Origin of the sequence: Buttiauxella cochleicola, from assembly GCF_021282405.1 — a bacterium.
GTDB lineage: Bacteria > Pseudomonadota > Gammaproteobacteria > Enterobacterales > Enterobacteriaceae > Buttiauxella > Buttiauxella massiliensis.
Window position 1 is genome coordinate 94,578 of sequence record NZ_JAJSOU010000012.1, and the last position, 23,263, is coordinate 117,840.

The window sequence follows — 23,263 nt, forward strand, 5'->3', positions numbered from 1 at the left end:
CGCTACTCCTGACTTTTCTCTTTTTGCGGGCAATGTAGCCGCGATAGCTGCCCGGTTCGCCCGCCAGGGCTAATAATAGTAACGGCGATGCTGACACATCCCGCCGCTGATGTCTGCTGTCGACTGACTTTCCATCCATCTGTTGGCAATGGCACATCAGGCTCGCTCATTTCTACGGCTAAACGCCACAGCTGGCGAGAATGCCATTGAGACTGAAAACCTTGTTGTAATACCCGGTAATACCCCAGCAGAGCTAGCATCACTACTGAAAATAGTGCCATAGCACATAACACTTCAATCAGGCTAAATCCGCGCTCTAATGATTTTACTGTGGTAACTGACATCTGGGCACCTCAGCAAAAGGGCAAAAATCCAGCCAGCCATGAGGGGTTGATAACCAATGTGAATTATCTACAACACCCCATCGCCAAAGTGTGAGTGGCAATTGCGCTCCTGAATACGTTCCACGCACCGCCATCAACACCTCATTTCTTTCGACCAACAAGACGCAGGCCTTCCAGCCTTTTTCTATTTCTTGCTGGCAGTGCCAAGTTTGCTTAGGTTGCCAGATTAACTGACTTCCCCAGGCCTGAGCAGAAATGGCAGCAGCATATTGCTTAAGAAAACCTATTTCGCTGGCGACTAAGTGCCGCTGGTGACTTAACTGTCGTTGTAATCCACCTAGCATTAATATCCCCAGCGCAAACAATAGCAGCACGAATCCGAGGGTGATATTTCCCCGCTCAGGATGTCCACTCACAAGTTATATCCCACAACGGTATGGTGCAAAGACACCTGGTTTCGGCCTTTTTTGAAAGCCGCCTCCAGTTCAATTATTAACAGCGGAGGCATTGAGTGACGAGCCTGGCGGGTCACCGAGAATTTCTGTATAGCCATTATTGCTGGATCGGACACTTTCTCCCAGCCACTTCCTTCACAACTGGTAGCTCCGCGCATAAATTCCAGATTGCTACCGTTTAGTCGATAGCCTGCCAATTCAGTTTCGGCATGGCTGGAAGGCTCCCAGCGCCCATTACTATTGCTATCCCATTGCAACAAAACGCATCCGCCCTCTTTGCGCAGTATCAACCCATCTCCCTGGCAGCTTCCGTGACAATAGCCTGCTCTTTGCAACTGTTTCCCCAAACTGAACGCCAACTGCCAGAGTGACTCTTGTAGACTTTCTTTTTGATATTGCTGCAATACTGCTTGTTGCAGAGCTGGAAATAACCGTCCTGCACCTAGCAAAACAATACTACTTAATGCCATGGCGATGAGCGTTTCCAGTAAGGTGAATCCCTGCTGATTTAGCTGCATTTGTTGCTCCCTATAACCTCGCAGACACGAACTCTTCCCTGAGCCGAAAGAACAACCCGCCATTTACCAGCCATGCTTTGCAACAATATATGGCCAGGCCAGGCGGTATTTCTCAATCCATAAAATCCCACTCCTGGCGTTATCTCAGTAATATCAACATCAGTAAAAGGCTGGTTTAATCGCCAGCGTTTGTCAGAATGACATTTACTGTCCTCCGCCAACTTACTAGTAAGACACCACATTTTTTCTGTTCGTTTCACTACTAACAGATGGTCTCGGTTATGCCAGTTAGCATCACTGCGTAGCTCTTCGAGCAAATTGCGGACATGCTGGGTGGTTATCCATAGCCGTTGCTGTTGCTGCCACTGTTGCCAGCCAAACAAACCTCCAGCGCCAAGTACCGCAACAATGATCATTACCACCATCATTTCTATCAGGCTAAAGCCTTGTTGTTTTATTTTCATGGCGGCAGTGTGCCAGCCGAAAAATTCTTCGCCACTGCCAAAGAACTATTTTTCGGGGTGACTCGAAGGATAGTTTTAGGGTTTCATAAGGTTGCAGAAGTGCTGGAAAGAGGCTCGCAAAGACGAAATTCAGGCAAAAAAAACCGGCGCACAAATGGCACCGGTTATGGCAGGCTGTCAGTCGTCAGATAGCGACTGGCGCTTTGATCGCAGGGTGCGGATCGTAGCCCTCGATTTCAAAATCTTCGAAACGGTAATCGAACAGTGATTCAGGTTTACGTTTAATAACCAGTTTTGGCAGAGCCCGTGGCTCACGGGTTAACTGCAAGCGAGTTTGCTCGAGGTGGTTGCTGTACAAATGAGTATCGCCACCGGTCCAGACAAAATCACCCACTTCCAGGTCACATTGCTGCGCCATCATATGCACCAGTAACGCATAGCTGGCGATATTAAACGGCAGGCCAAGGAAGATGTCACATGAACGTTGATAAAGCTGGCAGGAAAGCTTGCCGTCAGCCACATAGAACTGGAAGAACGCATGGCATGGTGCCAGTGCCATTTTATCCAGCTCACCCACGTTCCACGCCGAAACAATAATGCGGCGTGAGTCGGGATCGTTTTTAAGCTGGTTAATCACAGTGGTTAACTGGTCAATATGGCGGCCATCTGGCGTTGCCCAAGAGCGCCACTGCTTGCCATACACAGGGCCAAGGTCGCCATTTTCATCTGCCCATTCGTCCCAGATAGAGACGTTGTTTTCATGCAGATATGCAACGTTGGTTTCCCCCTTCAGGAACCACAGTAGTTCATGAATGATGGAGCGTAAATGGCAGCGTTTAGTGGTAACCAGCGGGAAACCATCTTGCAAATTGAAGCGCATCTGATGACCGAAAATCGACAGCGTACCGGTGCCAGTGCGGTCATCTTTTGGAGTGCCGTTTTCCAGCACATGTTTCATCAAATCAAGATACTGTTGCATGTTTCCTCACGAAAGCTGTTGCTGTGGACGACGACGATACGCCCAAACCATCATTACCACACCGGCGACAATCATCGGAATCGAGAGGATTTGCCCCATGCTGATGTACTGCACCCACGCACCGGTAAACTGTGCATCCGGCTGGCGGAAGAATTCAACGATAATGCGGAAAGCACCATAGCCAATCAGGAACAGGCCGGATACAGCCCCCATTGGGCGCGGTTTACGGATGAAGACGTTAAGAATGATGAACAGCACGATACCTTCCAAAACCATCTCGTAAAGCTGAGAAGGATGACGTGGTAAGACACCGTAGCTGTTAAACAGCGACTGCCATTCAGGATGTGTAGCCAACAGGCCAACGTCTTCACTGCGGGAACCAGGGAACAGCATCGCCCACTGGAAGTTTGGATCAACACGGCCCCACAGTTCACCATTGATGAAGTTGCCCAGGCGGCCTGCGCCCAAACCAAATGGGATCAATGGTGCAATAAAATCAGCAACCTGGAAGAAGTTGCGGTGAGTACGGCGCGCGAACCAAATCATCACGCAGATAACACCAACTAGCCCGCCGTGGAAGGACATACCGCCATCCCAGACTTTAAACAGATACAGTGGGTCAGCAAGGAAGGATGGCAGGTTGTAGAAGAAGACATAACCAAGGCGTCCGCCGAGGAATACCCCGAGGAAGCCAGCATATAGCAGGTTTTCGACTTCGTCTTTCGTCCAACCGCTACCAGGCTTATTGGCGCGACGACCCGCAAGCCACATAGCAAACACGAAACCAACCAGGTACATCACTCCGTACCAGTGCAAAGAGACTGGCCCGACGGAAAAAATCACCGGGTCAAATTCAGGGAAATGCAGATAGCCACTATTCATCTGTCACCACAAACCATTGTTACCCCACCGAAAGTCGACGATGGGTTGCAAGTACGCATCTGTGCGGATGCGCTCCGAAAGCAGCGGATCATAGCACAAAGGGCTCAAGGATTAAGTCGGTGAAGTTGTAAAAGATATGTAATGCCCTTCATACTTCGAGCCGCGGCTGTGTTGGCTGCAACTCGAATTATTTCGGCATGAATAAGGTATGAGAAAGAAGAGCGGCGCCAGCAACTAGCGCCCGCCGCGGATCAAACCACCCATTCCTCGTCGTTCCATGAAGGACGCAACCTGATGGCGCACTTCTGTCGATAATTGAGCTTCCAGGCTACGCTGCGCAAGCTGTTGTGTCTCTTCCAGGCTAATGTGGCGCAACAGATATTTGACGCGAGCCACCGAGCGGCCGTTCATCGACAAATGGCGATAACCCATACCCACCAGCAGTGCCACGCACATCGGGTCACCCGCCATTTCACCACATAAACATAGGTCAATACCGTTACGTTCCGCCTCTTTTGCAATGTGGCTCAACGCACGGATCATTGCCGGGTGAAGACTGTCATACAGGCTTGCAACGCGAGTGTTATTGCGATCGACGGCCAGCAAATATTGCGTCAGGTCGTTGGTGCCCACAGAGATAAAATCAACGCGGCTGGCAAGGTGCCCCATCATGAATACCATCGACGGGACTTCAACCATCACACCAATACGCGGCTTAGGTAGCTCATAACCCAGTACCTCTTCCACTTCGCGCCCGGCACGGTCAATCAGGCGGCGTGCCTCATCAATCTCGTCGATGCTGGTGATCATCGGTAGCAGAATGCTCAAGTTACCCGTGGCAGCATTAGCACGCAGCATAGCGCGCACCTGCACGAGGAAAATCTCAGGTTGGTCAAGCGTGATACGGATTCCCCGCCAGCCCAGACATGGATTTTCTTCACTGATAGGCATATACGGCAATTGTTTATCCGCCCCAACATCAAGCGTACGCAGTGTGACCGGTTTTTCGTTAAACATCTGCAACATGCCCTGATATTGGGCGACCTGTTCTTCTTCTGACGGGAAGCCGCTTTGCAGCATGAACGGGATTTCGGTGCGGTATAAACCTATTCCGTCGATACGACTGCCAAGTTGCTGCTCATGCTCCGGGCTCAGACCCGCATTCAGCATGACTTGCACACGCTCACCACTTTTCAGTGCCGCCGGGCTATCAACACCGTCTTCAACCAGAAGAGTGAGTTCATTCTCTTCGGTGATAAGCCGTTGGTATTCCTGCAACAACACTGTTTCAGGGTCAACCAGCAATTCCCCCCGATAGCCATCAACAACCAATGTGCGCCGATGCAGTACAGAGGGTTGAATATCAGCTCCCATGACGGTTGGAATGCCCAACGCCCGGACCATGATTGCAGCATGCGAGTTCGCGGCACCATCACGCACAACAACACCAACCAGGCGGTTTTGCGGCAATTCAGCAAGCGTGGTTGCAGATAGCTCATCAGCCACCAGCACAAAGCGTTCAGGCCATGTATTTGGGCTCTGAATGTTGTCATCAAGATGGAATAGCAGACGTTGACCGAGCGTGCGGAGATCGCCCGCTCGTTCTTTTAGGTAGCTGTCGCTGAGGTTTGCGAATTGCTCCGCAAATTTTTCGATGACTTTTTTGACTGCCCATTCTGCCACCGACCCTTTATCCACCTCTTCGAATAGTTCACGACGAAGTCGGGCATCGGTAAGTAGGTGAGAATAAAGGTCAAAGATGGCCGCAGTTTCTTTCTGAGCTCCCGCTGCAAAGCGTTTGCTATAGCGGCGAAATTCGTTGGAAGCCTCTTCAAGTGCTGCAGTCAGACGTTCACGCTCAAGTGTCGTATCGAGTGTAGATGCCTCCGACACTTGCTCCATTAAAGGGAGTGTCGAATCCATCCAACCTTCGGCAATTGCTACACCCGGAGATGCAGGTAACGCACGAATACGCGTTTGGCGATATTGACCAAATAAGGCAGCCAGCTGTGATTGAGAGAGGATTGCCGCCATTTGTGTGGCGAGCGTAACGAGGAAAGACTCCTCGCTTTCATCATATTGCCGGTGCTCACGTTGTTGTACTACCAACACACCCAGCAACTGGCGACGCTGGATGATAGGGACACCCAGGAAGGCGCGAAAACGTTCTTCTTTTACTGCAGGTACATATTTAAAACTTGGGTGCTTCTGCGCATCAGCAAGGTTTATCGGCTCTGCAAGACGCCCAACCAGTCCGACAATGCCTTCATCAAATGCGAGTGTAATGGTGCGACCACGTGGCTTTTTAAGGCCACGTGTTGCCATGAGATAAAAGCAGCGCCTGTCATGATCTGCGAGATAAACCGAGCATACCTCGGTATCCATCGCAAGGCAGATGTCTGTAACCAAAATATCCAGCGCCTCATTGAGGCGCGGGGCACTGGCAACCTTCTCGACTATTTCTCGCAGACGGGTAAGCATTTTTCGCGTGACTTAACCTCTTTTACGTCGCCATGCAGGCGCGTTATTACGTGGTGGCGCAACTTCCTGTAGCGGCATTACGACGCTTGCAAACTCTTTCATCACCCGACGATACACATCGCGTTTAAAGGAGACGACCTGACGAACCGGATACCAATAACTAACCCAACGCCAGCCATCAAACTCTGGGGTACTACTGGTTTGCATATTGATATCGTTATCGCTACTGATCAACTGCAAGAGAAACCATTTTTGTTTCTGGCCGATACAAACCGGCTTTGTGTCCCAACGCACCAAACGTTTAGGTAACTTGTAACGTAACCAGTTTCGGGTCGAGGCGAGTATTCGGACATCTTTTCGCTGTAAACCCACTTCCTCGAAAAGCTCCCGGTACATTGCCTGTTCCGGGGATTCGCCAGGATTGATGCCACCTTGCGGAAACTGCCAGGAATGTTGACCAAAACGCCTGGCCCACATTACCTGACCCTGCCGATTACAGATTACGATACCAACATTCGGGCGGTAGCCATCATCATCGATCACCGGACTACCTCAAAACAAACTTAGATTAGGGCGATTGTTTCATACAAGCGCTAGACGGTAAACCACTGTGTAACGGTTCTCAGAAGGAATAACATTTGAATAACTCACAAAATATGACCGAGTTATAAACATTAACGTGGATGGGCCTCGCAGTTTATTCACTTTTTCTGTGGATATAACTGTGAAGAACTACCTTATACACTCGGGACAACTTAGGATAACTCCTGAAACCCATTAAAAATATGAAATAAAATAATCAATATATTCAATACAATAAAGATATAATGAATAACTTACAGCTCAGTAGTGTGACGATCATCACACATGAAGATCTCACACTGATGAAAGATCGACCAATGACGTTTTTATCCACAGATTGTGCCAACAAGTTAGTCACAATCTGGTGAAAAAATGGGTTTAACCCCCAGTCAAGGCTGTAAATCGAACCAGTAGTGAGCTTTTTTATCACTTATCCCATTTTTCTGTGGATAACCCGGTGTAAGATCCTGTTCACTCCCGGTGACCAGAATGGGAAAAGGTTTTTTCCAAATTAAAAAACGATAAGTTTTAATCTTAAAAGTTATTAAAAATCAGTGCATTGTCATTCTTATCCCCGGCACGCTAAACTATCTTTATATCGCGGGATAATTACGCTTACTTTTTGAACAGCCAGTAACAAGATAACATGCAAACACTCAGTCCCTTACTTAACCCTCCAGAAAACGAACAGATATTACTGACTCAAGCTCAGAAGCTGGCTGGCTATACGCTAGGTGAACTGGCAGCTTTAGCCAGATTGCCGATCCCAAAGGATCTCAAGCGCGACAAAGGCTGGATCGGTGTTTTGCTTGAACTATGGCTGGGTGCCAGTGCTGGTAGCAAACCTGAACAAGATTTCGCAGCATTAGGAATTGAGCTGAAAACTATTCCTGTGGATAGATTTGGCCGCCCGTTGGAAACTACTTTTGTTTGCGTGGCCCCGCTCACCGGTAACACAGGGGTGACGTGGGAAACCAGCCATGTGCGCCACAAATTAAAACGGGTTCTGTGGGTTCCGGTTGAAGGAGAGCGGCAAATTCCTCTTGCTGAGCGTCATATCGGCACGCCTTTGCTGTGGGCTCCTTCCGAGGAAGAAGAGCAGCAGTTGCGTCAGGATTGGGAAGAGTTAATGGATTTGATTGTGCTCGGCCAGGTTGAGCGCATCACCGCACGACACGGAGAAGTGTTGCAGTTACGCCCCAAAGCCGCCAATAGCAAAGCGCTAACCAATGCATTCGGTGCTGATGGCGCGCCAATTCTTACGCTCCCGCGCGGTTTTTATCTGAAAAAGAACTTTACCGCCGCTTTACTGGCTAATCATTTCTCGTTGTAGCACCAATTAATTTGTGTCCTGCGTTCAGCTCGCGTTTATAATTGGCGTTTTATAATTTCTGGCAGGGCTTTAAATGTTGTTTGCATGGGTTACCGATCCTAACGCGTGGATGGCGCTAGGGACACTGACGATTCTGGAAATCGTTCTGGGTATCGACAATATCATCTTCCTCTCACTTGTTGTGGCGAAGCTGCCTAAAGCGCAGCAAGCCAAAGCGCGCCGCCTGGGACTGGGGGCTGCGATGATTATGCGTTTGGTGTTACTGGCGTCTATCGCCTGGATGACGCACTTAATTCACCCTCTGTTTTCCGTGATGGGCCATGCGTTCTCGGCACGAGACCTCATTTTGACATTAGGTGGCGTGTTCTTAATCTGGAAAGCGAGCAAAGAGATTCACGAGTCCATTGAAGGTGAAGAGGAAGGAATAAAAACCAACGTTCACTCCTTCTTTGGCGCAATTGTGCAGATAATGCTGCTGGATATTATCTTCAGTCTGGATTCCGTCATTACAGCCGTTGGCCTGTCCGATCATCTGTTTATTATGATGGCTGCTGTGGTGATTGCCGTAATGGTGATGATGTTTGCTGCAAAATCGATTGGTGATTTTGTAGAACGCCACCCTTCGGTGAAAATGCTGGCGCTGTCATTCTTGTTGCTGGTCGGTTTTACGCTGATTCTTGAAGGCTTCGATATTCATGTGCCGAAAGGTTACATCTACTTTGCGATGTTCTTCTCAATTGCGGTAGAAACACTAAATCTTATTCGCAACAAAAAGAACCCGCTTTAATCGTCTCGGGGGAAGCATTCTCGCTTCCCCGCTGTTTCTTTTAAGAATTTACTGCTTACTTTTAACAGTTGCCCGAGTTATTACTAGACTGTATATGTCATTCCATACCACACGAGGCGAATAACGATGAAAAAATGGGCAGTTATAATTTCCGCTGTCGGTCTGGCAATTGCGGTTTCAGGTTGTAGCAGCGATTACGTGATGGCAACCAAAGATGGCCGTATGATCCTGACTGATGGTAAACCGCAAGTCGATGACGACACCGGTTTGGTTAGCTATCGCGATCAGCAAGGCAATGAGATGCAGATTAATCGCGATGATGTTTCACAAATTATCGAACGTTAGTAAATACAGCGTATAAAGGTCAGCGCCTCGCTGGCCTGTAACACTTTTTCTTCACATTCCCCCTTCCGCTTTTGCCTCCCTTCTGCCATGTTTATACCCGTCATACTTCAAGCTGCATCATTGTTGGCTACGTTTATTCACCCGAATCACTTACTTATGTAAGCTCATCGGGATTCATTCACTTGCCGCCGCGATGCAGCTCGAATTATTTTGGTTATTAGTCAATTTTTTGTCGGGTGCTTGCCTGACCGATAAGACAGAAGAATAAGGAAGGCGGCTATGCAATATCACCGTATCCCCCACAGCTCTCTTGAAATAAGTACGCTAGGGCTGGGAACCATGACGTTTGGTGAGCAAAACAGCGAAGCCGACGCTCATGAACAACTCGATTACGCAGTCAGCCAGGGTGTTAACCTGATTGATGTCGCAGAAATGTACCCTGTACCCCCTCGCCCGGAAACCCAAGGCTTAACAGAAACCTACGTCGGTAACTGGCTAAAGCAGCGTGCGAATCGCGAAAAACTGATTATCGCCACAAAAGTCAGTGGCCCAAGCCGCAACAACGATGCCGGCATCCGCCCAAATCAAATGCTGGATCGCAGAAATATTCGTGATGCGTTAGATGCCAGCCTGAAGCGTTTGCAAACCGACTATATCGACCTTTATCAGGTTCACTGGCCACAACGTGCCACCAACTGCTTTGGCAAATTGGGGTATACGTGGACCGATAACGCTGTACCGGTCACCCTACTTGAAACCCTGGAAGCACTCACGGAATTCCAGCGTGCCGGGAAAATCCGCTATATCGGCGTCTCCAATGAAACACCATGGGGCGTGATGCGTTATCTGCAACTTGCTGAAAAGCATGATTTACCGCGCATTGTCACCATTCAGAACCCATACAGTCTGGTGAACCGCAGCTTTGAAGTGGGGCTGGCAGAAATTACTCAGCGCGAAGGTGTGGAGTTGCTGGCTTACTCCTGTCTGGCGTTCGGTACGCTGACCGGTAAATATCTCAACGGAGCTAAACCTGCTGGCGCTCGCAACACGCTGTTTAGCCGCTTCACTCGTTATAGCGGTGAACAGACTCAGCATGCGGTTGCCGCCTATGTTGATGTTGCTAAGCGACACAATCTTGACCCGGCCCAAATGGCTCTGGCTTTTGTTCGCCGTCAGCCGTTTGTCGCTAGCACACTGTTAGGTGCCACCACACTTGAGCAGTTGAAAACTAACCTTGAGAGCCTGCATCTGGACTTGAGCGAAGACGTACTTGAAGAGTTAGAAGCGGTGAACCGGATTTATACTTATCCGGCACCGTGATGTAGAAATATCCTCTCCCCAGGGAGAGGATAAAACTATTTCTGCCGAATCTGCCAAACCCACAGCCAGCCAATCGCGAGCGCAAACACGGCACCAAAACCAATTCCAATTCCGACTATCGGCGCGCCGGTTTTTACCGCCAGCGAATAAAGCCCCAGCATTAGCAACATCGCGGTATTTTCGCCGAGATTCTGCACAGCAATCGCATTCCCCGCGCCAACCGAATGTTTCCCTCGTTCCTGAAGCAATGCGTTCAGCGGCACAACAAAGAAACCACCCATAATACCAATCAGCACCAGCAGCATATAAGACGGCAGCAATGCAGTTTGCATGGCGAAGAACAGTACGCCAACGCCAATCAAAATACCGGCAGGCATACAACGCGCTACAGTTTTAAGCGTCACCAGTTTCGCCGCCGCACCTGCCCCAACGACAATCCCCACCGCCACCATCGCATTCAGATACGTTGGCGTCGCGTTATCGGTAATACCCAGCGCCACCGGCACCCACAACACCAGCAAGAAGCGCAGTGTTACGCCTGCCCCCCAGAACAAACTGGTGCCAACTAATGAGAAACGAGTTTCACCGTTGTGCCAAAGTGTGCGACACGCCGTGAAGAAACTGCGTGTCATCGGCGCAAAGCGCCATGACTGACCAGGGCGTGCAGGGGCGAGTTTTGGGATGAATAGGTTAGCAACAACCGCGCCCGCATACACCAGCACGCACAGGCTAAGTGCCGCCACGATATGCCAGTCGGCCAGCACACCGCCAGCCATTGAGCCAAGCAAAATTGCGGCAATAGTCGAAGATTCCATCAGGCCATTGGCCTTCACCAGACGATCGCCAGTGGTTAGTTCACCGAGAATGCCATATTTAGCCGGTGAATAAGCAGCAGCCCCCACGCCCACCAGCGTATAGCCGATAAACGGGTTGAAGCCAAAGCAGATAATCGCCGCCCCCATTAACTTAAGGCTGTTGGCGAACATCATCACCCGCCCTTTGGCAAAGCTGTCAGCTATCTGGCCGACAAACGGAGCAAACAGAATGTACGCACCGACAAAGACCATCTGCAAAACAGGCTGGCTCCAGTCGGGGTAGAACTGTTGTTTCAGTACCGCAAGCGTGGCAAACAGCAGTGCATTATCACCAAACGCCGATAGAAACTGCGCGCCGGTAACTGCCATCATACCTCTGGACCAGATTGAGGTATCGTTCACGGCATTATCATGCATTCTCTGTCTCCGGTTGGTCTACCAGCGCTTTCAGGTTGACGTAATCGGGTTTACCGCTACCTAACACAGGCAACTGTTTCAGGAAGCGAATATCGCGCGGAATAGCCAGCTCTGGCACACCATTTGCGCGAGCATATTGCAGCAGTTTTTCGCGGTTAAGCTCGTTATCAGTGGTGAACATCACCAGAGCCTCACCCTTTGCAGCATCCATTTTGATAACGGTGGCATGCATTTTTTCTGGGGAAACGCCAAGTGCCAGTTGCTCCACCATTTCCAACGAAACCATTTCACCGGCAATTTTTGCAAAGCGTTTTGCTCGTCCCTGAATAACACAAAAACCGTTTTCATCAAATTTGACGATATCACCCGTGTCATACCAACCCGGTTCAACTTCACCCAGCGCGTTTTCAGCACTCGGCGCTTCCAGCACGCCAGGGTTTTCCACACGAAGATAACCTTTCATGATGTTCGGCCCTTTCAGTTGTAGCCGACCACCATCTTCAATACCAGGAACCGCCATCAGACGGGCATCCATCGCCGGGAGAATGCGCCCCACAGTCCCGACTTTCGCCGCCATTGGAACGTTGATGGAAACCACGGGGGCGCACTCTGTTACGCCATAGCCTTCAAGAATGCGCAGGCCGAATTTGTCCTGCCAGATTTGTTTGGTGCTTTCCTGAAGTTTTTCCGCCCCTGCCACGACATACCGCAGACGGTAGAAATCATATGGATTAGCAAAACGAGCATAGTTGCCAAGGAACGTAGAGGTGCCAAACAACACGGTACAGTTACGGTCATACACCAGTTCTGGCACAATGCGGTAATGCAGCGGGCTTGGATAAAGGAACACTTCCGCGCCAGTGAATAGCGGTGTGAATAGACCTACCGTCAGGCCAAAAGAGTGGAATAGCGGCAGCGCTGACATAAAGCGGTCATTGGCGGTGAAATCGGCAATCGTGCGAATTTGCTCGACGTTTGCCAGCAGGCTTTTATGGCTATGCACCACGCCTTTAGGGTTCCCTTCGGAACCGGAAGTGAACAGCACCATCGCAGCATCTTCTGGCTGCTGTTTAACTTGTGCGAGATGCGGCACGAATAAATGGCCGAATATCCATAGCTTATCGCCAAGCGTGACATCTGCTTTTAAATCTTCCAGGAACACCCAGCGCACTTGCGTAAGCTGCTCCGGAAGGTGCCATAACTTGCCTTTATCGAGGAACTGACGCGAGGTGAAAATCGTTTTGAGCTGTGCTGCCGTAATCGCGCTGGTCAACCCTTTCACGCCCGCGGTGTAGTTCATCATGGCAGGAACTCGTCCGCGCGATGAAGCACCAAAAATTACCGCAGCGGTAATTGCCGCATTCGGCAACATCAGCCCGATGGTTTCGCCCGGCGCACTGTATTTATTCAGAATGCGCCCAACAAACAGCGTTTTGGTCAGCAAGCTACGATAGGTATCAGGTTTGAAATTGATGTCTTCGATACAGCTTTTACGGTCACCATAGCGGTACTGTGCGGAAAGCAAAGCCTCGTACAATGTTTCCCTAGGGCGCACTGCCATACGCGCTTCCATCATAATTTGATGAAGCATCTCACCAGCCATTTTGCGGCGGTCGCGGGCACGTGGTGCATCCGGCATAGGAACAGAGGTGGGTGGAAGAATATGCAGATTAATGCGCGGGAATAAGCGGCGTTTAACCAACCCTTTCAGGCGGCTGAAAAATGTCAGTTCGGCGCCGTCAATGCGAATAGGGATAACAGTCGCATTAGATTTAGCGGCAACAAACCCTGCGCCCTCATAGATTTTCATCAATGAGCCACTCACCGTGATGCGCCCTTCCGGGAAGATGACAACCGGCCTGCCCTGCTCAACCAGGCGGACCAGATGCTTAATCGACATCGGTTTTGTTGGGTCAAGCGGCACAAAATCAATCAAGGATTTTAACCAACGCATATACCACTGCTGGCTAATCGAGGAGTACACAGCAAAAACCGGACGCCCCGGTAAAAATAACGCCAGTAAAATGCCGTCAATAAAGGAGACGTGATTGGGGACAATCAGAACGCGTGATTGGGAAAGAAGTTGTTGATCGCCATGAAGTCGCACCCTGAACAGAATACGAAAAAGCGTACGGAAAAAACCAAATAGCATAGCAACTCCCTTTGTCATTAATAATGCCGCAGATGTTTAAGTGTAGTGGCAGCAGATTACATGACTAACTAAAAAGGAGCGATAGTTTGGCGGAATGCATTGTCTGAAAAAAAGGCAAAAAAAACCTGCGCATCTGCGCAGGTCGGTGCAAAAGAATTGTACTTAACAACGTAACTAGAATTCTCACCAATCAATACCTCTGGGATCTGAATTGTGGCTCAGTCCAGTCAGTGTCACCAGCGAGAAAAAGCAAGAGAATTAGCGGAAAGTGCAACCAGGTGTTTAAAACATCGCGTCTTGTTACAGGCAGGCAAATTTTGGGCAAAAAAAACCTGCGCATCCGCGCAGGTTGGTGTAAATCATGTGATCAGCATTAGATGCTGACATCACCTATCAATACCTCTGGGACTTCAAATGTAGCAGTGGCTGAATACTTTTCGCCATGGCGAAATAGCAACAGCACGCTGCAAACTGTAAGCAAAGATTTAGTCTGAAATCATTAAAAATCCAGAACATGCCTCTGTCTGCCGCTGCGCTTGAATTCCCGTATTCGCTAAGTGTAACGATTACACTCAAAACGCCCCCATTTTGCGTAGGTTTGCGACAAGGAATACAGTTGCGACCTTGAAGTGACGCGTCTTTTCCGTAACACTTAAAGTTGTGTAAGCGTTTACCCACCAAGGAATATTTACGATGGCGACAATAAAGGATGTAGCAAGACTGGCAGGCGTTTCTGTCGCCACTGTGTCTCGTGTCATTAATGATTCACCAAAAGCCAGCGAGGCATCACGTCAGGCAGTAACCTGCGCGATGGAAGAGCTAAATTATCACCCTAACGCCAATGCGCGTGCACTGGCACAGCAAACCACTGAAACTATTGGTCTTATCGTAGGTGATGTTTCCGATCCATTCTTTGGCGCAATGGTAAAAGCAGTCGAACAAGTTGCTTACCGCACCGGTAACTTTTTGTTGATCGGCAACGGCTATCACAACGAACAAAAAGAGCGCCAGGCCATTGAACAACTCATTCGCCATCGTTGTGCGGCATTAGTGGTTCACGCGAAGATGATTCCTGATAGTGAATTGATTTCACTAATGAAGCAGATGCCTGGGATGGTAGTGATTAACCGCATCTTGCCCGGTTTTGAGCAGCGTTGTGTGGCGCTGGACGATCGCTATGGCGCGTGGCTCGCGACACGACACCTGATTCAGCAAGGCCATACCAAAATTGGTTATCTGTGTTCCAACCACCAGATTTCCGATGCGGATGACCGGCTACAGGGTTACTACGATGCGCTAACGGAGCACGGCTTGTCGGTGAATGATCGCTTAGTGACTTACGGTGAGCCGGATGAAAGTGGCGGTGAACAGGCCATGACCGAATTATTAGGCCGAGGGAAACATTTCAGTGCCGTCGCCTGTTATAACGATTCTATGGCCGCAGGTGCGATGGGCGTTCTAAACGACAACGGAATTGACGTACCAAAAGAGATTTCACTGATTGGCTTCGATGATGTGCTGATCTCGCGCTATGTGCGTCCACGCCTGACAACAGTGCGTTATCCGATAATCACTATGGCAGCACAAGCTGCAGAACTGGCACTGGCGCTGGCTGAAAAACGTGAATTACCCGAAATCACTCATATGTTTAGCCCAACACTTGTGCGACGCCATTCAGTCATTGCGTATTCAGGCGAATGATTTTCAGAGAGTGAATTGGTACAGATGGACGGGCGTATTTGGGTAGTCCAGGCCATCGCCAATGTACTGCCAGCCAAAGCGTTCGTAATAGCCTTTACAGGCTGAATAGAGATAAAGGTGCGGATAACCTAATTCACGGGCATGTTCGATAACGTGTTGTTGCAGTTTTGCCCCTAAACCATATCCGCGCTGGTTTTCATCGATGTAAAGTGCAGCCAGCCAAGGGTAAAGATCCTGCCGGCTAATCAGATCGCAGCGCCACAATCCTACAGTGCCAACCAGTTTCTCACCTTCTACGGCAACAAACGTCAGCGGCATTTCACCTTCCCGCTGGCTGGTCACCACAATTGAGGCGAAAAAGTCCCGGCTATCGGGAGTGCCAAACGCCTGCCACAGCCAGTCGGTGACTTGCTGTTCATGCTGCGGCACGGCACAAAGTGGCATAATTTTCACATCAGTTTTCCCTGGAAGATAGGAACAGACTCGAACAAATAGCCGTCAAAATCAGGGGCATCAGAATCAGACTGTTCAAGCAGACTGTTTTTCACGTTCTCAAGATGCTGCCACATTGCCTGCCACGACCCCATGACATCCCGGCGGCGAAGTGCAGCCAGAATAGTTTGTAAGTCGCCAAGCCATTTCAGACGATAACTTCGGGAATTGATATGCGCGCGCAGTTGCTGCCACATTGGGCTGCTGTCCATATGACGCCAGATACTTTCAACCGTCGCCAGTAGCATCTGGTTTTGCGAAGCACCTGCCAGCACCAGATGAAACATTTTGCAGTTATCCTGGCCCAGGTCGTTAATCGCAATCGCACGCTGCTCTTGTTCAAGAATACGTTTGAGATTGTCGATATCAGCTTTGGTCGCCATTTTTGCGGCGAATGCTGCAATATTGCTTTCCAGCAACTGGCGCGCCTGGAGCATTTCAAATGGGCCAATATCGCTACTGAAAAAGGCTTCTTCTTCCGCTTCGTTTTCTGCAGGAACACGGGTGACATACACTCCCGAGCCCTGTCGAATATCGACCGTACCTTGCAGTTCAAGCATGAGCAGTGCTTCACGGACTATGGTGCGGCTAACACCGTAAGTCTCAGCAATATTTCGTTCCGGCGGTAAACGCGAACCGACCGGATACAATCCCTGTATTATTTGCGCGCGCAGATCCTCACCAATTTCCTGGTATTGTTTTTTTTCTGGCGAAAGTACGAGCTTATCCACAATATTACCTATGTGTTTGCTAAAAAAGCGGCGTTGTGTCCTGCCGCTGATTAATACCCATTAGCTTATCAAACTATTCATCTGAAATATTATTTCCATTCGTCGTTAAGGTTAAGCTGTAACGTTCGAGATTCGCTGACAGACCGATACCAATGAGCTGATTTTTTAGCGCGCCGCTCACGGTTGTTTTGCAGATTAATTTCAATCAAACCGTAACGGTTTTTGAATGCATTCATTGGGGAAACGTTATCGGTGAATGCCCACAGCATATAACCCTGGCAATTTGCCCCATCTTCACGGGCGCGCAGCGCCTGGTACAAATGCTCACTGATAAACGTAATCCGATAATCATCTTCAATCACACCATCGGCATTACGGAATTGCGCTTCATTTTCGGTACCCATTCCACTCTCCGCGACAAACCACGGAATATTGCGATACTCAGTTTTAATGCGCATCGCCATGTCATAAACAATGCACGGGTAAATTTCCCACCCTCGCGACTTATTCATCCGCCGCCCTGGCAACTCAAACGGCTCATAATAATAAGCCGGATGGAATGGCGTCTCCGGGTTCCAGGCTCTCGACGGTGCTTTTACCCGATGTGGGTAGTACAAGTTAATCCCCAATTCATCAACGGTATTTTCGCGGATGATCGCGAGTTCTTGTTCTGTGTAATCCCACTGCACATTGTGTTTTTCTAGCAGCTCAATCAACTGTTCCGGATATTCACCATGCACCAGAGGGTCAAGGAATACGCGGTTGTAGAACAGGTCGTAAATTTGCGCGGCCTGCTGATCATGGGCGGCACTGGAACGTGCGTAAGTGACTTCCGGATTAAGAATGCATCCCACGGTTCCGCTGTATCCTTTCTCGTGGAACAGCTTCACCACTTTTGCCGTGGCGAGGTTTTTGTGGTGATTCCACTGCATCCATTTATGAGTGTTTTGCTCGTATGGCCAGCGCAGCGCGTCAAGATAGACGCGGGTTTGCACCACAATCGGCTCGTTAAAGGTAAACCAGCGATTCACTTTGTGAGCATAACGGGCAAACACTTTTTCAGCGTACAGCACATACAGCTCGACCACCTTTTTCGACGCCCAGCCGCCGTAGGTTTCAAACAGCGTAGCGGGCAGTTCGTAGTGTTCGAGGCAGATCATCGGCTCAATGCCGGTGTGGCGCATTTCGTCGATCAGATTGTCGTAATACTGCGCATATTCCTCATCAACCACGCCATTTTCGTAATCAGTGAAAAAGCGCGACCAGTTGATTGAGGTGCGGTAATGCGTCAATCCTGCCTGTTTCATCAACGCCACATCTTCGCGATAACGATTAATAAAATCCGTGGCGACCGCAGGACCATAGCCTTCATGCCAGACATGCCTATCGTTTTTATACCAGGCATCCAGCCACGAATCCTGCCTCTCTTTCTTGCCGCTCCAGCCTTCTGTTTGCCAGGCTGATGCCGCAGCGCCAAGGATGAAATCTTTTGGGATGGTGATTTTTACGTTGCTCATACCTTCCTCACGCGTTATTGGCAATTTGTTGCTGTTCGGCCTGCAGTTGCGCCTGTTCGGCACGGCGAGAAGCAATTTTCACAAATGGCAGGTAAATCAGGATGGAAACCAGAATGCAGCCCAATTGCGTGACGACCGCGCCCATGGAACCCGCTGTCGAAAGCCAGGCGTTGATCAGCGGCGGTGTGGTCCACGGCACCATTACAACGGCTTTACCAGCAAAACCCATCGCCGTTGCAAAGTAACCAATAGTGCCGGTGACTAGTGGCGTAATAATGAAGGGAATGGCCAAAATAGGATTAAGCATAATCGGCATACCAAAAATCACCGGCTCGTTAATATTAAAGATCCCAGGGCCAAAAGAGAGCTTGGCTATCTCTTTCATTTCTTTGCGCTTAGTGGCGATCATGACCGCAATCAGCAGGCCGATAGTTAAACCCGAGCCACCAATACTCATATACACATCCCAGAACGGCATGGTGATGATATTAGGAATCTCTTTACCCTGTTCAAACGCGCTCATGTTGACGGTAATCGCCCCCAGCAGTAGCGGCTCGCGGATAGGCTTAATCATTTGGTTGCCGTGAATGCCGATCACCCAGAAAAGCTGCGCCACAAACATCAACAGCAGAATACCCGGCAGGCTTTGCACCACTTTTTCCAGCGGCTGTTGCACCACCTGATAGACCGCGTCATACAGATACATGCCGGTGGTCTGGTGGAAAATAAAGCCGAAAGTGGCGATGGCGGTAACGGTAATAATTGACGGGATCAGTGCGGAGAAAGAAGCAGAAACGTTCGGCGGCACGGTGTCAGGCATCTTGATCTTCAGCCCTTCGCGTTTTTCCAGCCAGCAGTAAATTTCAACCGATAAAATAGCGATAAACATGCCAAGGAACAGGCTGCGGGTATCAGAAAACTGGCGTGCCAGAATGTCTTTCACCATGTGCATCTGCCCGTCGACCATCATCTCGATGGTGGTCGGCGTAACACAGATAAAGCAGATCACCGCCAGCAAGCCCGGGAACAGACTTTTAATACCGTTGATTCGGCCCAGTTCGATACCAATCAGGAACACCGCACCAATGTTCAAAAAGTTAAGCGTGGCGTAGTTTATCGCCGCGGTAATCGGCTTTAGTTGTGCGAGAAAAGACAGCGATGAAAAACTGGCAAGACCGTTTTTGGGATCCAGCACCATGTTCGATATTAGTACGGAGAATGCCCCGACGATGATCACTGGCATCAGGGTAATAAAGGAAGATTTGATCGCCATAATATAGCGATAGCTATTGAATTTAGTGGCAAAACTTCCCAGAGAGTCGATTAACTTTTCCTGCAAAGCCATAGGGTATACCTCAGTGTTGTCGTTTTTTATTATTTACTGCGATGGAAGACGACCGATTTGGTATACCAAAAATAGAAGTAACTGCGTAACATTTCCGTGACAAATGTCCCACATTGTTATATTGGAATTCCAATGCCAACCAATTCACTTATTTTGGTATACCAAATAGAGGTAAGTAGCCTTAATCATTCAAAAGCGTGATCCGTGGCATAACGAACCCGCAAGCCCGATGTTTCATAAGCACAGCATGTTAAACTAGCGAAATCATGCGACCACGCAGCAAGCGTCTTAATCAGGAATGAATTGATGGTAACAATGCTGGATGTCGCGCTACGCGCTGGCGTTTCTAAAGCAACGGTATCACGCGTGCTCAACGGGATTGGGCAAGTCAAAGAGAGCACCCGTGAACAGGTATTTAACGCCATGGAAGAGTTGGGCTACCGGCCTAACTTTTTGGCGCGATCTCTTGCCAATCGCAGCAGTAATAGCGTGGGTCTGGTGGTGTCTACTTTTGATGGCTTCTACTTTGGACGCCTGCTCCAGCAAGCTTCACGCCAGACTGAAGCCTGGGGTAAACAGCTGATTGTCACTGATGGGCACGACACGCCGCAAAAAGAGCTGGAAGCCGTTCAAATGCTGGTGGACAGGCATTGCGACGCTATTGTGCTGTACACCCGCTTTATGAATGAACGTACATTACTTTCACTCATGAATAGCATCAAAGTGCCACTGGTCGTCATTAACCGTGATGTAAGCCAGGCTCGCGATCGTTGCGTGTTCTTCGAGCAACAGGATGCTGCATTCCAGGCGACTGAATACCTCATTCAGCAAGGGCATCGCGACATTGCATGCATTACGGTGCCGATTTCCACACCAACTGGCCAGGCGCGCCTGATGGGTTATCGAAAAGCGCTCCAAAAGCATGGTATTGCCTTTAGTGAAGAGCTGGTCAAATATGGTGATTCAAGCATGGTGCTCGGCCATAAACTGTGCCAGGAATTGCTGGAAGGTCCCGTAGCATTTACCGCACTATTTGCCTGTAACGATGATATGGCATTGGGTGCATCAAAAGCTCTTCATCAGGCTGGTGTGCGAATACCACAGGATATTTCGTTGTTTGGTTTCGATGATGCGCCGAGCGCTCAGTGGCTGGAACCTGCGCTATCCAGTGTCTATTTGCCTATCGACAGCATGATTACTACAGCCATCGACCAGGCGATAAAACTGGCAAACGGCGAGTCGCTTGAAGCAATCCCACCGTTTGTTGGCAAGCTGGTATTACGTGATTCAGTCGGCCCGGGCCCGTATTACATTTCCAGCGCCAGCAATTCCTGAATAGTCTGGCGGCGGCGAATCAGTCGCGCCGCGCCATTATCAAATAAAACTTCAGGCAACAACGGGCGGCTGTTGTAGTTAGACGACATCGACGCGCCATACGCCCCGGTATCGTGCAGTACCAGATAATCCCCCACCTGTACTGGCGGCAGCGCGCGAGTTTCTACTTTTCCGCCTTCCTGTTGGGTAAATACATCCCCTGATTCACATAATGGCCCGGCAACGACAGTTTCAACTAACGGGAGCTCAGTCAACTCACGTCCATCACCCGCCAAAGCCGAAATATGATGGTAGCTGCCGTACATCGACGGGCGCATGAGATCGTTAAACCCGGCATCAATCAGCACAAAGTGGCGTGAGCCCATGTTTTTAACCGAACGCACCTGAGCCACCAGCACACCTGACTCCGCTACCAGGAAACGGCCTGGTTCAATTTCAAGTTTCACCGGATGCCCCAGACGCTGAGCAATTTTTTCACGTGCAGCATTCCACAATCCGTAATAGTGGTTAGTGTCGATAGTCTCTTCACCTTCACGATACGGAATAGACAAGCCGCCTCCCGCGGAAATCGCTTCCAGATCCTGACCAAAATCAATCACCTGCTGTACCATCGCACCACAAACACGCTCAAGGTGACCATAATCAACACCAGAACCAATATGCATATGGATACCGACTAAATGCAGTTTGTAGCGCTGGATAACTTCCAGTGCCTGCGGTAAATCTGCGTGCCAAATACCGTGTTTGCTGTTTTCGCCACCGGTATTGGTTTTCTGGCTGTGGCCATGGCCGAAGCCCGGGTTAACACGCAACCAGACGCGATGGCCTGGAGAAACCTCACCAAGCTGTTGCAACATATCGACGGAACCGGCGTTCACCGGAATCTGTTGTTCGGCGACCAGTTGCAGCGTCGGCTGGTCAATCATATCGGCGGTGAATACGATATCGTCGTGATTTTCCAGTGGCTTGTAACCTGCAGCTAGCGCACGCTCAATTTCGCCCTGCGAAACGGAATCCACCTTCACGCCCTGCTCGCGCATCAGACGCAAAATATGAATATTGGAGCACGCTTTTTGCGCGAAGCGAATCACATCAAACTGACGCAGTTGAGCAATCTGCTGGCGAATAATTTCAGCATCGTAAACCCAGACTGGGCAGCCAAATTCGGCTGGCAATGCCAGCAGGTTTTGCGCATTCAAAGCAGTGTCGGTGTTATTCAGTGGGCGTGGCATGGTGGGCTCCGGCAACAATTTGTTTTTTGTATTACGCCATAGAGTGAAGTGAAGAAAAAATATCGCTTTAGCAAGAGTCTATGCAAAACTGATATAGATAAAGGAGACTATCATGCCCTCAATAACTCTGCGCCATATTGAAATTTTCCACGCGATAATGACCGCCGGCAACCTCACCGAAGCCGCAGGGTTACTTCATACTTCGCAGCCTACCGTTAGCCGCGAACTGGCAAGACTTGAGAAATTAATTGGTCTGCAATTGTTCGAACGTAGCCGTGGGCGTTTGCACCCGACAGTGCAAGGTTTACGGTTATTTGAAGAGGTGCAGCGCTCCTGGTACGGGTTGGACAGAATTCTGAGTGCCGCTGAGAGCTTACGTGAATTCCGCCAGGGCGAGCTCTCCATAGCCTGTCTGCCGGTGTTTTCACAATCATTCTTGCCAATGTTGATTCAACCTTTTCTGGCACGCTACCCGGAATTAAGTCTGAATATTGTGCCGCAGGAATCACCGCTGTTAGAGGAGTGGCTATCAGCTCAGCGCCATGATTTAGGGTTAACCGAAAACATCACAACACCTGCCGGAACGGAGCGCCAGACGTTACTGACGCTCAATGAAGTGTGCGTGTTACCCGCAGGGCATCGCCTCGCCGATAAAAAAGTACTCACACCGCAAGATTTCGCTGGGGAAAACTACATTAGCCTTTCACGCACCGACAGCTATCGCCAGTTGTTGGATTCACTATTTCAGGAGCACGACGTTAAGCGACGAATGGTGATGGAAACACACAGTGCAGCCTCAGTGTGCGCGATGGTACGTGCGGGGGTGGGTGTATCGGTGGTCAATCCGTTGACCGCTCTGGATTATGCTTCAAGTGGCGTGGTCGCCCGCCGATTTAGCGTGGCGGTGCCGTTTACGGTGAGCCTGATTCGCCCACTTCACCGCCCTGCTTCCGCGCTCGTCAGCGCGTTTAGCGACCATCTGCAAAACAGTATGCAGATTTACATCGAGCCGCTGAATCAGCTGCTCGACACCTGA

Annotated in this window: 22 protein-coding genes; 7 read left to right on the plus strand and 15 right to left on the minus strand. The window is 49.8% G+C overall.

Annotated elements, in window-relative coordinates:
• Positions 1-2: 2 nt before the first annotated feature.
• From LVQ79_RS16565 to rppH, 8 genes are all read right to left on the minus strand, one after another.
• Positions 3-344 (minus strand): prepilin-type N-terminal cleavage/methylation domain-containing protein, encoded by a 342-nt coding sequence (locus LVQ79_RS16565; RefSeq protein WP_064513419.1) that lies wholly within the window; start codon positions 342-344, stop codon positions 3-5.
• Positions 326-760, minus strand: coding sequence for a DUF2509 family protein (locus tag LVQ79_RS16570; protein WP_232865754.1), 435 nt, complete (start codon positions 758-760; stop codon positions 326-328). Before LVQ79_RS16570 ends, LVQ79_RS16565 begins: the two co-directional genes overlap by 19 nt.
• Positions 757-1,317 carry a prepilin peptidase-dependent protein gene (locus tag LVQ79_RS16575; protein WP_232865755.1) on the minus strand — a complete coding sequence of 187 codons (561 nt, stop codon included), beginning with the start codon at positions 1,315-1,317 and terminating at the stop codon, positions 757-759. Before LVQ79_RS16575 ends, LVQ79_RS16570 begins: the two co-directional genes overlap by 4 nt.
• Positions 1,308-1,781, minus strand: coding sequence for a prepilin peptidase-dependent protein (locus tag LVQ79_RS16580; RefSeq protein WP_232865756.1), 474 nt, complete (start codon positions 1,779-1,781; stop codon positions 1,308-1,310). The genes LVQ79_RS16575 and LVQ79_RS16580 overlap by 10 nt, the downstream gene beginning before the upstream one ends.
• Before the next feature lie 184 nt (positions 1,782-1,965).
• Positions 1,966-2,760: a thymidylate synthase gene (gene thyA, locus LVQ79_RS16585; protein ID WP_151993255.1), complete on the minus strand. Its 795-nt coding sequence runs from the start codon at positions 2,758-2,760 to the stop codon at positions 1,966-1,968.
• A 6-nt stretch (positions 2,761-2,766) separates the two neighbouring features.
• A complete protein-coding gene (lgt, locus tag LVQ79_RS16590; protein WP_232865757.1) occupies positions 2,767-3,642 on the minus strand; it encodes a prolipoprotein diacylglyceryl transferase in 876 nt (291 codons plus the stop codon).
• 234 nt (positions 3,643-3,876) lie between these two features.
• Positions 3,877-6,123 carry a phosphoenolpyruvate--protein phosphotransferase gene (gene ptsP, locus LVQ79_RS16595; protein ID WP_232865758.1) on the minus strand — a complete coding sequence of 749 codons (2,247 nt, stop codon included), beginning with the start codon at positions 6,121-6,123 and terminating at the stop codon, positions 3,877-3,879.
• Between the two features lie 12 nt (positions 6,124-6,135).
• On the minus strand, positions 6,136-6,666 hold the full coding sequence (gene rppH / locus LVQ79_RS16600) for an RNA pyrophosphohydrolase (protein WP_034457550.1): 531 nt from the start codon (positions 6,664-6,666) through the stop codon (positions 6,136-6,138).
• A gap of 685 nt (positions 6,667-7,351) precedes the next feature.
• Here rppH and mutH point away from each other — a divergent pair.
• The 4 genes from mutH (at position 7,352) to LVQ79_RS16620 (ending at position 10,490) form a co-directional block, all read left to right on the plus strand.
• On the plus strand, positions 7,352-8,038 hold the full coding sequence (gene mutH / locus LVQ79_RS16605; RefSeq protein ID WP_232865759.1) for a DNA mismatch repair endonuclease MutH: 687 nt from the start codon (positions 7,352-7,354) through the stop codon (positions 8,036-8,038).
• A 73-nt stretch (positions 8,039-8,111) separates the two neighbouring features.
• Positions 8,112-8,825, plus strand: coding sequence for a TerC family protein (locus LVQ79_RS16610; protein WP_232865760.1), 714 nt, complete (start codon positions 8,112-8,114; stop codon positions 8,823-8,825).
• Between the two features lie 126 nt (positions 8,826-8,951).
• Complete coding sequence (locus tag LVQ79_RS16615) at positions 8,952-9,170, plus strand: YgdI/YgdR family lipoprotein (protein ID WP_232865761.1); 219 nt, start codon at positions 8,952-8,954, stop codon at positions 9,168-9,170.
• Between the two features lie 279 nt (positions 9,171-9,449).
• Positions 9,450-10,490, plus strand: coding sequence for an NADP(H)-dependent aldo-keto reductase (locus LVQ79_RS16620; protein ID WP_232865762.1), 1,041 nt, complete (start codon positions 9,450-9,452; stop codon positions 10,488-10,490).
• A 35-nt stretch (positions 10,491-10,525) separates the two neighbouring features.
• On the opposite strand, the gene lplT is transcribed toward LVQ79_RS16620, so the two are convergent.
• Positions 10,526-11,722: a lysophospholipid transporter LplT gene (gene lplT / locus LVQ79_RS16625; protein ID WP_232865763.1), complete on the minus strand. Its 1,197-nt coding sequence runs from the start codon at positions 11,720-11,722 to the stop codon at positions 10,526-10,528.
• The gene (gene aas / locus LVQ79_RS16630) at positions 11,715-13,874 is read right to left on the minus strand and encodes a bifunctional acyl-ACP--phospholipid O-acyltransferase/long-chain-fatty-acid--ACP ligase (protein ID WP_232865764.1); all 2,160 of its coding nucleotides are present in this window, start codon (positions 13,872-13,874) and stop codon (positions 11,715-11,717) included. The genes lplT and aas overlap by 8 nt, the downstream gene beginning before the upstream one ends.
• 693 nt (positions 13,875-14,567) lie before the next feature.
• On the opposite strand from aas, the gene galR reads away from it, so the two are divergent.
• Complete coding sequence (gene galR / locus LVQ79_RS16635; protein WP_232865765.1) at positions 14,568-15,575, plus strand: HTH-type transcriptional regulator GalR; 1,008 nt, start codon at positions 14,568-14,570, stop codon at positions 15,573-15,575.
• 3 nt (positions 15,576-15,578) lie between these two features.
• Here the strand turns inward: galR and LVQ79_RS16640 are convergent, their stop codons facing one another.
• The 4 genes from LVQ79_RS16640 to LVQ79_RS16655 all read right to left on the minus strand — a co-directional run bounded on the left by LVQ79_RS16640 (position 15,579) and on the right by LVQ79_RS16655 (position 19,660).
• On the minus strand, positions 15,579-16,028 hold the full coding sequence (locus tag LVQ79_RS16640; RefSeq protein ID WP_232865766.1) for a GNAT family N-acetyltransferase: 450 nt from the start codon (positions 16,026-16,028) through the stop codon (positions 15,579-15,581).
• Positions 16,025-16,798, minus strand: coding sequence for a GntR family transcriptional regulator (locus LVQ79_RS16645; RefSeq protein ID WP_232865767.1), 774 nt, complete (start codon positions 16,796-16,798; stop codon positions 16,025-16,027). Before LVQ79_RS16645 ends, LVQ79_RS16640 begins: the two co-directional genes overlap by 4 nt.
• An 89-nt stretch (positions 16,799-16,887) precedes the next feature.
• The gene (locus LVQ79_RS16650; protein ID WP_232865768.1) at positions 16,888-18,315 is read right to left on the minus strand and encodes a glycoside hydrolase family 1 protein; all 1,428 of its coding nucleotides are present in this window, start codon (positions 18,313-18,315) and stop codon (positions 16,888-16,890) included.
• Positions 18,316-18,322: 7 nt separating this feature from the next.
• Complete coding sequence (locus LVQ79_RS16655) at positions 18,323-19,660, minus strand: PTS sugar transporter subunit IIC (protein WP_232865769.1); 1,338 nt, start codon at positions 19,658-19,660, stop codon at positions 18,323-18,325.
• 306 nt (positions 19,661-19,966) lie between these two features.
• On the opposite strand from LVQ79_RS16655, the gene LVQ79_RS16660 reads away from it, so the two are divergent.
• Positions 19,967-20,995, plus strand: coding sequence for a LacI family DNA-binding transcriptional regulator (locus LVQ79_RS16660; RefSeq protein WP_232865770.1), 1,029 nt, complete (start codon positions 19,967-19,969; stop codon positions 20,993-20,995).
• Here LVQ79_RS16660 and lysA read toward each other — a convergent pair.
• Positions 20,968-22,227, minus strand: coding sequence for a diaminopimelate decarboxylase (gene lysA / locus LVQ79_RS16665; RefSeq protein ID WP_232865771.1), 1,260 nt, complete (start codon positions 22,225-22,227; stop codon positions 20,968-20,970). The two genes, LVQ79_RS16660 and lysA, sit on opposite strands and share 28 nt — an antisense overlap.
• A 112-nt stretch (positions 22,228-22,339) precedes the next feature.
• Here lysA and LVQ79_RS16670 point away from each other — a divergent pair, with 112 nt between their 5' ends.
• Positions 22,340-23,263: a LysR family transcriptional regulator gene (locus tag LVQ79_RS16670; RefSeq protein ID WP_232865772.1), complete on the plus strand. Its 924-nt coding sequence runs from the start codon at positions 22,340-22,342 to the stop codon at positions 23,261-23,263.